Genomic DNA, 13771 nt, shown 5'->3' with positions numbered 1-13771 from the left:
TAATTACTAGAAAATATCATACTTCTTCTTTCCTACATTTTATTAAAAACATGGGCTGGCTGTCTTCTACTTCTGTACTTTCAAAAAGCCCAAATTCACCAAATTCTTTTTGAACCGTCTCTTGGTCGTAATAGAAGATTTGGGCACCCTCATGAAATTCATAGCGGTCTTTACTGATTAGCTTTCCTTTACCATAATTGGGAGCATTCTTAGTGATGGCTGTAAAAACCATGAAGCCGTTTGTGTTGAGTTGATTATAGCAGTTTTGTATCAAATTTGCTCTTTCTTCACTGTTTAACAGATGAATGAGGGCAGAACAAAATATGCCGTCATACTTTTTATGGTCAAAAGGCATATCATTTACAGCCCCGTGATATATGGTCATATCTTGCCCATAATGTTTTCTGGCTAGGGCTATGGCGGTTTTTGATATTTCTATACCTGTTACCTCCATTCCGTTTTCTTTAAAAGCTTTGGCATTTCTACCATAACCTATTCCAGGAATTAGAATGTTTTTTAATCCATTTTTGACAAAAAAGTCTTTGACCAAAAGAGTTGGTTTAGCAGGTTCAAAACCCCACATTTCTTGTTTTTTAATAAAATTAGTTTCCCAAAATTCTGTCATAATGATTCATGCTTATTACAAACTTCGTCTTTCATGATTTCGCAAAGAACAGCTTCTTTTTGAAGCACCGATATTATCTTTTTGGCATCAATGCTTTGACCCTCAACTCGTAAAACGGTATGACCGCAAGGGTAAGGTTGGCCTGTTTCGTCCAAATCAAAATTAATAAGCAGCTTGGTAAATTCCTCCTTGAGTAGTTTCTCTATGCTTTTTAAATGCGATTCTTTCGTTATGTTTGTGATGAAAACTTCTACCATCATTTTCTATTAAACCTCTTAAAATTCCTCTTGACTTAGTTCCATATTTGCCATGGCACCAGCTATATTTCCAGATGCTATGGCATTACTTAAAGAACGCATTCTAGAGGTATTATCCCCACAAGAAAATACGCCATCTAAGCTTGTTTTTTGCATCATATCTACTTCTATATAGCCTTGTTCATTGATTTGGCAGCCCAATGTTCCTGGAATATCAGTATGCTGTTTAAATGGTATATGTCCGTAGGCAGCAGTAAAACCTTCTTTGCTTCCGTCTGAAAAGATTATATATTTTAGGTGGCCGTTTTCATGCTCAATTTCTACAATCTCTTTTTCAATGACTTCTATCTTGTGTTTTTTGAGTTTTGATAATTGCTCTGCATCAAAGTCCGCTTTTCCTGAAGTCAAAATAGTTAGCTTGTCTGTAAGGTTATTGACTAGTGAAGCTAGGTGCATGGCTGTATCTCCGTTTGCCATTATACCTGTTTTTTGATTTCTTATTTCATAGCCGTGGCAGTAAGGACAATGCACCACAGAAATGCCCCAGCATTCGGAGAATCCTTTTACTACTGGCAAAATATCTTTAACGCCAGTGGCGAAAACTAGTTTTTTAGCAGTGTATGGTTTGCCAGATTTTGTGAGGATTTGAAAACCATTTTCAGTTTTACTTCCCTTAATGGCAAGGTCTTCTATGAAGCTGACCGTAGGGTATTTTAAAACCTGAGCTTTCGCTTTAGAAGCTATCTCGCTGGGTTTTACGCCATCTTGTGTAATGAAATTATGAGCATGTGGTGTTTGTTTATTGCATGGAGAACCGCTATCAATTATTAAAGTTTTGCGTAATGAACGCCCTAATGCCATAGCGGCAGAAAGGCCGGCATAACTGCCGCCGATAATAATGACTTCAAAATTTTGTGTTTTATTCATTCTGGTTAAATTTATCTAGAAAGGAAATTCTGGACTATACGCAATTGCAATATTGTCGCAATAGGGTATGGTGCAAAAGTAGTATCTTTTTTCGTTGTTGCAATGTTGTCGCAATAATTATTTTTTAACTTTGTGCCAATGAAGAGGAGAAATACGCCAACAAAAGATGCTGTGCTTTCGGTTTTAAGTTCGTCGGCTAAGGCTATGAGCCAAGACGCTATAGAGAAGGCGATAGCTGTAGATATAAACAGGGCTACTATTTACAGGGTTTTAAATCGTTTCTGTGAAGATGGTGTTTTGCACCGAATAGTGGCAGACGATGGCAAACAGTATTTCGCTTTATGCGTAAAATGTGATGAAAACGAGGCCCCTTTGCACCATTTTCACTTTAGATGTACCAAGTGTGAAACCATAGAGTGCATGCCCATTCCGGTACATTTTTCTATAGAAAGTGCTTACCAAGTAGAAACCGTGAACTGTGTGCTTACAGGAATTTGTAAGGACTGTTCTTGAGGGAAATAAGCACAAAACTTTAGGTTTTGCACTTATTAAACTTGTTTTAGTTCCAATCGTTTTTCAAATAACTTAGTGCTTCTTCTAAGGCTACTTTTGATGGTTTAGGCTTAAAGCCAAGCTCTTTTTTAGACTTAGAAATGTCATAATCTTGTTTTAATCCATAAAACATATCTAAGTAATGGCGTTGCAGTAAAGGCTCTTTTCCTGTTAATTTACTTCCAAATTCCATTAAACCTGCCACCGCGTAGAGTAGGAATTTGGGTACCTTTTTAGGTGTCTTTAGTTGCAATGCCGGATATAGTTCAGCGGCTATTTTTACGCTTTCTTGTAAGGTGGTGTGTTGTTCGTTTGATAAGATATAACGCTCACCATTCCTTCCTTTTAACATGGCACTATATGCTCCTAAAGCCACATCTTTTACATCTATCCAGTTTAATGTCACATTGGTATCAACAGGTATTTCTCCATTTAAAATTTGAAGAACAAGGTTGTTGGTATAGCTTAGTTTAAAGGCTTTACTGCCAATCATGGCGGAAGGTAAAATCACCACCGTTCTGATGCCATATTTTTTGCCGAGCTCTAAGGCTAGCTTATCGGAATCGTTCTTGGAATTGTAATACCAGTTTCGTCTGTCTTTGTTATAGCCATTATCTACATTTCCTGGTAATTTGGTGAAATCTAAAGAAGCCACCGAACTCACATAAACAATGTTTTTAATGCCGCATTCCTGAGCTATGTCAAATACATTTTGGGTGCCTTGTACATTATTATCATAAATGTCAACCTTGGGGTTTTTAGCCCACATACTGAAGTTGGCACCTACGGCATATAGGTTGGTAACTCCTATAAAGGCCTTTTTTAGTGATTCTCTGTCGGTAATATCAGCCTGCACTACCTCGCAGTTTAAGCCTTCAAAAGCCTCTTGCTTGTTAATATTTCTTACAGATGCTCTTACTTCGTGCTTTTCAGAGAGTAATAAACGCACCAGGTTATTGCCTAAATGGCCGTTAGCTCCAGTGACCAGTGAAATTTCTTTGCTCATGATTTATAGTTTTTTGTATGAGCAAATTTCTGGACTTACAGCAAGGCATGAAATAACATTTGTTAGAAAGCGACCTGTTTTCTAATGCGACTTAAAGACTGAGGTTCCATGCCTAAAAAAGAGGCAATATTATCTACAGAAACGTTTAAGGCTAAATATGGGTGTTGGTCTACAAATTTCAAGTAGCGTTCTTTGGCTGTCAAAACTTGAAAATCTTTAACCCGTTCTAGTTTACAAGCTAGGTGTTCGTTGGTCACGGCTTTCACTAAATCACTCCAATTGGTGGAGTTTTCTTGTAAAAGGTCAAAGTCTGGTTTTGCTATTTTTATAAGTTTACAATCTGTGACTGTTTCGTAGTAATCTAAAGAGGGCGTTTCGCTCATAAAGCTATCCAGAGAGGTGAAAAAATCATTCTCAGGAACTAAGTGCTGAATCACCAGTTTACCATCTATGTTTTGATATCCTTTAACAATTCCCTCACTCAAAAAGTACAAATGACGTTCTGTTTTCCCTGCTTCTAAAAGCTTGGTCTGTGCAGGTACGTTCACGGGTATAGCACACTTTTCTAGCAGAGCAATATCATCCTCAGTTAAGGTAAGGCGTGATTTAATATAGTTTAGCAAGCTTTGCATGGGCACACATTTGACACGTTTAGAAACTCTTACTTAGTGCTTATATAAGCTAAACTAAGTGATTTCAGTTTCATTTATGTGTGAATTATTCCCACGGTCCATTTTGGGTGACGTTATAAAAGGATTTTCCATCAAAACGGTAAAGTCCGCCACCGCCGCCAACCCAAAATCTGCCTTCTTTGTCTTCAAAGATAGTTTGTACGGCTAGCACACGCAATCCTTCGTTTTTGCCATAATTGGTAAAAGAGGTTCCATTAAAACAATACACGCCATAGCCTTCGGAGCTAAACCAAATATTGCCTGCCTTATCTTCATACATTACGCACACTTCATTATTACCAATGGTGTCGTTTTCGGTGTAGTTGGTAAAGGTTTTTCCGTTCAATCGGCTTAGGCCTCCAAACCTAGTACCAAACCAAATGTTGCCGTTTCTGTCTTCCAGAATATTGTCAACATAGTTATCTGTCAGTCCATCTTTTTTAGTGTACTGTGTAAATGATTTTCCGTCATATTTGATGGCTCCATTTCCGCTAGTGCCAAACCAGATATTTCCTTTTTTATCTTCAGAAATAGACCATACGGTAACACCTGTCAATAAGTTAAGGGAAGGCTTTTCTTTGGAGTGAGGTAGTTCAAAAGACGCCCATTTGGTGCCATCAAAACGAAAAACACCATTTCCTGCACCTGCCCAAATGTGACCTTTGCTGTCGGCAAATATGCTCCATAGATGTTGGCGTTTAAAATAGTATTGGGAATCATAATTGATAAACTTTTTTGAGGACTCTTGTTTCACCACCCCTTGATTAGTTGCAAACCATAGGTTTTTGTCTAGGTCTTCCGTAATACCTGTAATTTGTTGACCACCAAAACCTTGCTCATTAGAGAAGTAAGAAATACTTTTTCCATTAAAATGGGCTACACCTTGTCCGTTTGTGCCCATCCATAGGTTTCCTTCTTTGTCTTGAAAGATGTTTCTTATGTATTCGGCTATTTGTGGTTGGGTATAATTCGTAAGGTCAGCGAATAAGTTACTGGTGGAACTTGGCTTTTCCTGCCCATTGCAAGAGATTCCGAAAGCCATGATAAGAAGCAATGGAAAGATGTTTTTGGTATTCTTCATTCGGTACTATGTTTTTCTCAAAAGTAGCATGAAGAGGTCTCACAGGTAGTAAATCAATTGTAAATTCGTGTCAATGATATGTAAAATCTTATAATATGCTAACTGGTTTTAAAGGATGTCGAGCCAGAGGCTTTTATAATAGCTCTACTCAGCTGTAAGTTTAGAGGAGTGGCGAGATTTAAAGGAAGTTAAGATAAAATAGGAGAATAGTTTTTTGAGGTACGCTAAAAAGAAAACTTCTTAGCCAGACCTTTATTTTGGCTAAGAAGTTTCTAATTGTCGTGTGAGGCGGGATTGGCAAATTGTTATGATGTCTTTTTAAGCACGTTCTTCATGAAAACTCTCATTTTTTTAATGATTTCATCACCATCTTCTTCCAGTGCAAAATGCCCAGTATCAAAGATGTTGTAGTCAATGTTTTTAACATCTTTTTTAAAGGCAGCGGCTCCGCTTTCAGGAAAGAAAGCATCATTTTTTCCCCACACTATGAGCAGCGGTGGCTGATTTTCTCTGAGGTATTTTTGCCATGTAGGGTATAGTTTGACGTTGTTTTGATAGTCATAAAATAAGTCCAGGCTAATTTGATGAGCATTTGGCTTTGATAGATTAACATAATCAAGGTTCCATGTGTCTGGGTTTACGTTTTCAGCATTTCTGGTGCCATGCGTGTATTGCCATTTAAGAGCCTCTAAAGTAAATGTGGGCATGAGTGCCTTTTCAGTTTCTTCGTTTTTATTTTCCCATAGGGCTCTAATGTCCTTCCAGCCTTCGCCCAAACCTTCTTCATAGGCATTTCCGTTTTGATTTATAATGGCGGTGATTCTTTCTGGATGGGCTGTGGCTATTCTGAAACCTACTGGCGAGCCATAATCTTGTATCATAATGGCGTAAGAATTAAGTCCTTTTTTGGTTAGAAAAGCGTCTATGGTTTTAGCCAAATTATCAAAAGTATAAGCATAGTTTTCAGGTAGGGGATAGTCGCTATTTCCAAAACCAGGATAGTCTGGAGCAATCAAATGATACTCATCAGAGAGCTGGTTTAAAACCTTTCTGTACTGATGCGATGAAGACGGAAAACCATGCAGTAAAACAATGGTGGGATTTTCTGGATTTCCGGCTTCACGGTAGGCTATGTTGATACCGTCTACTTCTAAGTTCTTGTATTTTGTGTTTTTCATGATAACATTGGTTTGTGTTATAGATTCGTTTTTGTTTTGGCATCCTGCTAGTAAAAGAACTATTACTAGGTAGATAGGTGTTGTTTTTCTCATTTTGATTTATGTGCTTTCGTGAAATTTCTAGTTATAAACCGAACATTCGGTAAAGTGTCTTGTTAAAAAAATATTAGGTGTTCAAATACCTCTTTTCTATGTTTAATAAAGTGTTATCAAATACATTGGTATCATTCAGAGCTTTGGTTAAAATGAGACTTCCTTGAATTTCTATCAAAGTTTGAATGGCGTTTTTATTGGCTTTTTCTGGTGTCAAGTTTGCCGAGATTCCCAATTGTGTGAAAGTATTTTTCCATTCTTTCAAACCTTCATTAATGCTTTCTTCAAATAAGTCTAGGCCAGTTTCCATAGAAAATGCTCTGAAAATACAAGTCTCTTTTCCGCCATCATAAAGTGTTCTTACATGAGCTAATCCATTTTTTAGTCGGAGCTCTAGGCTATCGCTTTCATTATTTAAGGCAGCCAAAATATTATCCTCCACCCATTTAGCCATATGTTTTAGAACAGACTCCGCCATTTCTTGTTTTCCTTTCGGAAATCTATGATAGAGACTGGCTTTTTGTAAGCCCGTAGCTTCTGCCAACTCTTTTAAACTGGCTCCTTCATAGCCTTTAGACCTGAACACTTTGCTTAACGCAATTAATAAGTCTTGGTCTAATATTTTTTGAGGTCTCATGATGCAAATGTAAAGCAAAAATTGATTACCGAACAATTGTTAGGTAATTATTTTTTTAAGCATGCTTTTTCGGGAGGCTTGGAAGGGGAGAGGGGATTGGATTCGCTTAGTGATTGATAATTAGTGTATAATGGAAGGCCTTATAGGTGAGTATAATCTTCAAATAAGGTCTGCTGGTTTTTCAAAGTATCATTTTTATGGTCTTTTTATTTTCCACTGTTATTTCTGAACCTTCTGCAAGCATTACAGAATTTGGCTTTTTAGCGTTAAGAAAATCAAATTCTCTACCATACACTGTTCCAAAGTCTATATCAATTTTATAGTCTTTAACTTTATAAGCTTTCCACTTTGGGTGCGTTACCTCATATTCGTTTGATTTCTCCTTATTTACTTTTGCGTAGCCCCAATAATGTTCTGTAATAAATTCAGTTTCGCTACCAGAAACAATCTCCAAAGATTCTCTATTTGTGGTTACTTGAAAGCTGTTTTCCTTTCCAAATTTGGTCCAATTATATTCTACAATTCTGGTATCTTCATTTTCGCTCCATTTATGACTCATTGGTAAAGTCTCATAGTTTTCGTTATAAAAAGTATTTGCTATAAAAGTCAAAGCCCTTTTTGGTACTATTTCCTTTATAAAAACAACTCCTCTTTTCCATTTCCCATTTTCAAACCTCTTCACATAAAAACGCAAATTTACTTCTTCAAAATCAATGTGATATGGGACTTTAACCCCTAATAATCTGGTGTTTTTAAACACAAACCCTACTAAGCTGGCATAGCATTTTCCGTCCCATAAATCTAATTCCGTTCCAAAAGGAACATATTCAGTTAGGTAGGCTTTATCAATAGCATAATTTGCCATCGCAAGTTTTCTCCATTCAGCTTTTAGAAAGCTCATTTACTTTATTTTTAATGCACCCGAAATTAGTTGGTTTTTAATGGATGTCAAATAGCACTTGGAAAAGTTTTTTGATATCAAGCCAGAGGCTTTAAAAAGGTTAAGCTCAGCTGCAAGATTAGGCTTATGGTGCGTTTTAATTATTTAGTTATAAATAATTCTGCGGTGTTTACTTTTCCTTTCTTATTAAATTCGATTTTTATATAAATTATTTTTTCTGGGTCAATGCCCCAACCATATACTTCTTGTACAGGAAATAACTTTGTGTTTTCGAGTGCATTACCGTGTATTCTAACAGGAGAACCAAGTAACTTACTTATTTCTTTTTCACTTTTATTTATTAAAATTTGACTTTCAATTAAATCCTTGGTCATGTTTAACCTTGTGTCGAGGGTAATGTTTTCGCCACCGGAGTTTTTCCATTTTCCTGTATCAAATTTCAAGTCAGAATTACAGGAAAGTATTATCAACCCTAATAGTACTAATTGTGCAAGTTTAAAATTCATTTCATAATTGATTTTTCTTGAAGCAGAAGGAATGAATATCCGAACAAAAGGAGCAGATACAATTCTTAAATCGACACTAAACTAATTGGTTTTTAATAGAGGTAAAATAGTACTTGGAAATGTCTTTTTGATGTCAAGCTATGTATAATCTTGGCTACAAGCTTAATACATGACAAACACCAAATATCATATTAATTATAGCTCTCATTGTGCTCTCGTTTCTCTTCTCTTTTTTGCCATATATATGTATCGCTTTTTTCAATTATTGACTCCAAAGCGTTTTCTGAATTCTCCACCAATGTTTTGAGGGAGTTGCTAAAAAGAGAAGAATTGACAGACGAGCAAATACAGTCTCTAGAATCAATTTCATCGCAAAAGAAATGAACTTTGCATAGTTTTTTTATATCACTTTCTATGTTTGATATATCCAGATACAAGGTTAGGAAATTGTTTAATACATAACTCTGATGGGATAGACTCGTATGATATTTGAAGATTATATTTTTGTTTTTAATCAAGCATTCCAAGTCTCCTTCAGAGGTTTTCTTCCCATTTCCATATTTCCCAATTAAAAGATTATGGACTTTCTCTTTTCTTTTTAAAGTAACTTTTGATTCTCTAATCTCTCGAAAGTAAAAATCTATAGCTAAGAATATTAAAGGGAAAATTACTATGTAGACATTTATTCCTCTTTCCGTATATATCAAAACAGTCACTAGAAGTAAATAAAATCCTACATAATATAAAATCCAGTTTCTTTTCTCTTTCATTATACTTTTTGGAATGAAGGATATCATATTATACCCAATCAAAAGGTGGAGTTATCATTCTTAAATCCATACTAAATTAATTGGTTTTTAATGGATGTCAAACGTTTTTTTGTAGCTCTTGGGGAAAGACTTGTGGTGTCAAGCCAGAGGCTTTAAAACATTTCTGCTAAGCTGCAGTCTTAGAACGGCAGCGAAAATGTTTTTTTTAGTAAGATATGGCAAAACAAAAGCTACTCTTTTTTTTTGTGAGGTGTTAGCTTGGTCTCTACAAAGGCCTTAGCATTTTCCAAGTGAGATTTTCTTTTTGCTTCTGACATTCTATTTAGCGAATGAACAAGCATGGAGGTTCTTGGGTTTGAACTGAAAAATGACTCATTCCTTATTACAAAACTCCAGAATAGTCCATCCCAAATGGCTTCCCATTCGCCTTTGGGATAGTTGCTCATTTTTTTCAGATAGTTTGAACCACCTATATATGGTTTTGTAGCAAAGGTGCCTCCATCTGCAAACAAGCACATTCCATAAACATTGGGTACCATCACCCAGTCATAGGCATCAATAAAAAGCTCCATAAACCATCTATAAACTTCGTCTGGGTCAAACTCACACCGTAACATAAAATTCCCCAATACCATTAGACGCTCTATGTGATGACAGTAACCAGTAGCCAGTATTTTTTTTATAGTATTATCTATAGGCGGAATACCCGTGGTGCCATTGTAAAAGCAGGCTGGTATTTTTCGGTCAAATTTCCAGAAGTTACGAGTTCTTGAGTAACTTCCTTTGGAAATATACATTCCTCTAATAAACTCTCGCCAGCCAATAATTTGACGAATAAATCCTTCTGTAGAATTAATTGGAATGTCTTCTTTTTTTGCAAAGGAAAGGCTTCTGTCTACTATTTCTCCAGGTAAAATTAGGCCCACATTCATCAAAGGAGAGAGTAGGCTATGATTTAAAAAGGAAGCCTCTTTTAAAATGGCATCTTCATAAATTCCAAAATCATAAAAACGGTGGTTTAGAAATTGTTCAAACCAATCTTGGGTTTCTTTGTGGGTGATAGGATAAAGCCTATTCTTTGAAATACCTCCGGGGTAGCCTGAAAAGTTAGACTTGGTATACTTAACAGCTTCTTCCCAATAGTCTGATTTTTCGGGAAAATGAATAGCTGGAGGTATTTTACCTTTGGGATATTTTTTGCGGTTTTCGGTATCATAAGTCCATTTTCCACCTAATGGATTCTGTTCTTTATCCAGAAGAATATTTAGCTTTTTGCGTTGCTGTTTATAAAAAGTAGTTTGAAAAAATGACTTCTTGTCTGACCTAAAAAAGTTAGCTAAGCTTTTTGTTGTGTTTAGAAATTGTGGATTTTCATATTTTATTATTTTGCAGTAGTTGCCTAGCGTTTTTATCCGTTTTTCTAACCAATCGTCTGTAGGGTCTACAAAGTATATTGTGTCAATATTCTTGTCTTTTATTTCGTCATAAAACTGCCTGATGTCTGAAAGTTTGTTTTCTGCTTCTAAATAATGAACTGTTTTGTTTAAGCTTATTAAATAGTCTTGGTAGGCCTTCATAGAGGCTCTATGAAATGCAATTTTTTGTTTATGAAATTGGTATTGTTTGAAAAAGAGAAATTCTTCAATGAGATAAATCTCATTATTGTTCTCTAAAAGAGGGCTTTCCTGAAAGAGCTGGTGCGGAAATATAAGGTTAATTGCTTTCATTGGCTTTGTTACGTTTGCACCTTTCGCTGCAGTATTTTACGTGCTCCCAGTCTCTTTCCCATTTTTTACGCCATGTGAAAGGCCGTTTACAAGTAGGGCATATTTTGGTGGGTAGGTCTTGCTTTTTCATTACTGAAATGCATATCATTTAAAATGCGACATTTAAAGTGAAGGCTGGAGCAGCACTTATCTCTTCGATATTTTATTATTTGAAATGGTTCGCTGCCTGGCAGATTTGAAGCGGCTTATTTCATCGCTTCTTTTATGTAGATGTTTCTTACTTACACCACTATTGACACGTTTTCTCCAGAGTTTGAACGAAGTTTCTTTTAACTCTTTTCGCATCAATTTGATTACATCGGCCTCAGCAAGTCCAAACTGTACTTTAATGGCTTCAAAAGGCGTACGGTCTTCCCATGCCATTTCTATTACTCTATCTTTGTCAATTTCTGTCATTTTTCAAAAGTTTAAAACTTCAAAATGACTTACGCACATACAGCGTTTCGGTTTCAGGTTTGATGGAAAATTATTGGTAGGATTCTATATGATTTTATTTCGCTAATTCTTAATTAATCATTTTTCGGAACTGTTCTATTTGGCTTTGACTGCCCTGTATGTATAAAATGTCGCCTTGTTTTAAAACCTCCGTTGGCTGAATACTTTCTAGCATTTCATTCTTTCTCTTTATGCCCAAGATATTTATGCCGTACTCAAATCTGAGGTGTAATTCGTCTAAAGGTTCTCCTAAAAACTTATTACTATCCGCCGACATTCGTAAGCAGGTAATGTTAAAGTCTGCCAAATTATTTGGTCGGTACGTTTTTGGCCGTTTTAATTCTCCTTTAAATAGTTGATAATTATCAGCCCTCACTTTTTCTACCAATTGCTCAATATCGCTTTCGGGTACAAGGAAGTTTTGAAGAATGTGAGCGAATATTTGAATGGATGTTTCAAACTCTTCAGGAATGACGTCGTCGGCACCTAAAGCCAATAATTCAGAGGTTTCTTTGACATACCTCGTTCTTACCACCAAGAATAAGGAGTCAGACTGTGACCGAATGTTTTTAATGATAGTTTGGGTTCCAAAATTATCAGAAATGGCTATAACTACTGCTCTGGCGGTAGAGAGGTGTACCGCTTCCAAAATGTGGTCTTGTGTGGCATCACCAAAAATTATCGGTAAACCTTTTCGTTTTTCTCGTCTTACAGTTTCGGCATTCATCTCTATCACTATAAAAGGGATGTTGCTAGATGCTGCGGCTTTCGCCAAATTGCTCCCATTTATTCCATATCCGATAATTACCAGATGGTTTTCTAGTTTTGCTTTGGCTATTTCTTCTATATTATTATCAGAAGCTACTGTTTTTTCTAATCCTAACTTCTTTGAAATGCCCATAAATCTACCTGCAATTTTCTCTGAAAAAATGATTACAAACGGGGTCAATATCATTGACACTATGGAAACCGAAAGGAAATATTGATTGGTTTGGACACTTAATAAATTATACTGAATCCCGACCTTGGAGAGTATAAAAGCAAACTCACCTACTTGGAAAAGTGACAAACCTGTTAAAAGTGCGGTTCTGGCAGGATATTTAAGAATGGCTACTGCCGTGGCAGCAATGGACGATTTGACAACAAATACGACTAGAACCAAAAGCAAAATGACAGGAATATTGCTCAGGAAAAAGCTCAAGTCAAGCAGCATACCTACAGACACAAAAAAGAAGCTGGTAAAGAGCTCTCTAAAAGGCAAAATAATACTGGTGGCCTGATGACTATACTCAGATTCCGAAACAATCAAACCTGCAATAAAAGCTCCTAATGCTAGCGAAAGTCCAATTTCAGAGGTTAGAAAAGCTACCGCAAAACAAAGAGTGATGGTAACCAAAAGGAAAAGTTCTTTACTATTGGTTTTAGCCACGGCATGCATCAGCTTAGGCACCACGTAACGTGCACTAACATAAGTAATGGCCAGTACCACACCCGATTTTATCAGGAGCGAGAGAATACTCATGCCAATATTGGTAGATTCGCCTGCTATCATAGGGGTGATAAGCATCATAGGAACCACAATGATATCCTGGAAAATTAGAATGGCTAGTGCATTTCTAGCATGTGGAGCAGATATTTCTTGCCTGTCTTGCAGGGTTTTTAGAACTATCGCAGTACTAGATAAGGAAAATAGAAAACCTACAAAAACGGCTTCATTCCAAGAGTTTCCAAGAAAGTAATAAACCAAACCAGCTACCAAAACGGTTAGACCTACTTGAAGAAAACCGCCTATAAATACTGTTCTTTTTATAGAGACTAACTGCTTTATGGATAATTCCATACCAATCACAAAGAGCAATAGAATTACGCCAACCTCAGATAAGATTTCTACCTGCTCTACAGCATTAATAAGGCTTAAACCATAAGGACCAATAACCACACCTGTGAGCAAAAAGCCTATAATAGAAGGAAGTTTGAGTCTTTGCAGCACAAAAACGATAACCACCGAAAAGCCTAAAAGAACTAGTATATCTTGTAATAATGGAATGTGCATCAGTTATTTTAGATTTAGAATTTTATGATATAATACGTCCTTTTAAACGATAAAATAGCAAAATTGTCATTCAAAATTTAGCCTTTTAATGACGTTTAAATTTGATGCTTGCCAAGGTCTTATCAGCTTAATCAAATATCTTGATTTGTACTTTCTCTCAAAAGAAAAAATACAGGAATATGGCGTATTTAACGCTGATTTAGATTTTTTCGTAGATAATTATAATAGATTTTTTTCTTTCAATAAAGTGGGTTGAAGCGAATTTTTCAAAGTGGATATTTAGTCGTTCTTA

Annotated in this window: 16 protein-coding genes; 1 reads left to right on the top strand and 15 read right to left on the bottom strand. The window is 36.1% G+C overall.

The features are described from left to right. Positions 1-16: 16 nt before the first annotated feature. The 3 genes from AADJ06_RS05400 to AADJ06_RS05390 are packed head-to-tail and all read right to left on the bottom strand — an operon-like array spanning position 17 to position 1809. Positions 17-625, bottom strand: coding sequence for a class I SAM-dependent methyltransferase (locus AADJ06_RS05400; protein WP_341225384.1), 609 nt, complete (start codon positions 623-625; stop codon positions 17-19). Next, positions 622-885, bottom strand: a complete 264-nt coding sequence (locus AADJ06_RS05395) for a hypothetical protein (protein ID WP_341225383.1) — start codon at positions 883-885, stop codon at positions 622-624. Before AADJ06_RS05395 ends, AADJ06_RS05400 begins: the two co-directional genes overlap by 4 nt. A 15-nt stretch (positions 886-900) precedes the next feature. Then, a complete protein-coding gene (locus AADJ06_RS05390; RefSeq protein WP_341225382.1) occupies positions 901-1809 on the bottom strand; it encodes an NAD(P)/FAD-dependent oxidoreductase in 909 nt (302 codons plus the stop codon). A gap of 138 nt (positions 1810-1947) precedes the next feature. Between AADJ06_RS05390 and AADJ06_RS05385 the strand changes: the two genes are divergently transcribed. Further along, positions 1948-2322, top strand: a complete 375-nt coding sequence (locus AADJ06_RS05385; protein ID WP_341225381.1) for a transcriptional repressor — start codon at positions 1948-1950, stop codon at positions 2320-2322. A gap of 46 nt (positions 2323-2368) precedes the next feature. On the opposite strand, the gene AADJ06_RS05380 is transcribed toward AADJ06_RS05385, so the two are convergent. The 12 genes from AADJ06_RS05380 to AADJ06_RS05325 form a co-directional block, all read right to left on the bottom strand. Further along, positions 2369-3367 (bottom strand): NAD-dependent epimerase/dehydratase family protein, encoded by a 999-nt coding sequence (locus AADJ06_RS05380; RefSeq protein ID WP_341225380.1) that lies wholly within the window; start codon positions 3365-3367, stop codon positions 2369-2371. 62 nt (positions 3368-3429) lie between these two features. After that, positions 3430-3999: a Crp/Fnr family transcriptional regulator gene (locus tag AADJ06_RS05375; RefSeq protein ID WP_341225379.1), complete on the bottom strand. Its 570-nt coding sequence runs from the start codon at positions 3997-3999 to the stop codon at positions 3430-3432. An 85-nt stretch (positions 4000-4084) separates the two neighbouring features. Continuing rightward, the gene (locus tag AADJ06_RS05370) at positions 4085-5119 is read right to left on the bottom strand and encodes a two-component regulator propeller domain-containing protein (protein ID WP_341225378.1); all 1035 of its coding nucleotides are present in this window, start codon (positions 5117-5119) and stop codon (positions 4085-4087) included. 305 nt (positions 5120-5424) lie between these two features. Further along, a complete protein-coding gene (locus tag AADJ06_RS05365) occupies positions 5425-6390 on the bottom strand; it encodes an alpha/beta hydrolase (RefSeq protein WP_341225377.1) in 966 nt (321 codons plus the stop codon). A 73-nt stretch (positions 6391-6463) separates the two neighbouring features. Continuing rightward, positions 6464-7027: a TetR/AcrR family transcriptional regulator gene (locus tag AADJ06_RS05360; RefSeq protein WP_341225376.1), complete on the bottom strand. Its 564-nt coding sequence runs from the start codon at positions 7025-7027 to the stop codon at positions 6464-6466. 181 nt (positions 7028-7208) lie between these two features. Then, positions 7209-7928, bottom strand: coding sequence for a DUF2071 domain-containing protein (locus tag AADJ06_RS05355; protein WP_341225375.1), 720 nt, complete (start codon positions 7926-7928; stop codon positions 7209-7211). A 140-nt stretch (positions 7929-8068) separates the two neighbouring features. Continuing rightward, the gene (locus AADJ06_RS05350) at positions 8069-8434 is read right to left on the bottom strand and encodes a hypothetical protein (RefSeq protein ID WP_341225374.1); all 366 of its coding nucleotides are present in this window, start codon (positions 8432-8434) and stop codon (positions 8069-8071) included. Positions 8435-8625: 191 nt separating this feature from the next. Beyond that, complete coding sequence (locus AADJ06_RS05345) at positions 8626-9204, bottom strand: hypothetical protein (protein WP_341225373.1); 579 nt, start codon at positions 9202-9204, stop codon at positions 8626-8628. A 230-nt stretch (positions 9205-9434) separates the two neighbouring features. Further along, a complete protein-coding gene (locus AADJ06_RS05340) occupies positions 9435-10931 on the bottom strand; it encodes a cryptochrome/photolyase family protein (protein WP_341225372.1) in 1497 nt (498 codons plus the stop codon). Further along, positions 10918-11061: a DUF2256 domain-containing protein gene (locus tag AADJ06_RS05335; RefSeq protein ID WP_341225371.1), complete on the bottom strand. Its 144-nt coding sequence runs from the start codon at positions 11059-11061 to the stop codon at positions 10918-10920. The genes AADJ06_RS05340 and AADJ06_RS05335 overlap by 14 nt, the downstream gene beginning before the upstream one ends. A 56-nt stretch (positions 11062-11117) precedes the next feature. Then, the gene (locus AADJ06_RS05330; RefSeq protein ID WP_341225370.1) at positions 11118-11387 is read right to left on the bottom strand and encodes a TIGR03643 family protein; all 270 of its coding nucleotides are present in this window, start codon (positions 11385-11387) and stop codon (positions 11118-11120) included. A gap of 109 nt (positions 11388-11496) precedes the next feature. Next, the gene (locus AADJ06_RS05325) at positions 11497-13479 is read right to left on the bottom strand and encodes a cation:proton antiporter (protein ID WP_341225369.1); all 1983 of its coding nucleotides are present in this window, start codon (positions 13477-13479) and stop codon (positions 11497-11499) included. Positions 13480-13771 lie beyond the last annotated feature (292 nt).

It is taken from the genome of uncultured Arcticibacterium sp., from assembly GCF_964021845.1.
In the GTDB taxonomy this organism is placed as follows: domain Bacteria; phylum Bacteroidota; class Bacteroidia; order Cytophagales; family Spirosomataceae; genus Arcticibacterium.
This window is presented reverse-complemented; position numbering and strand designations above follow the sequence as displayed.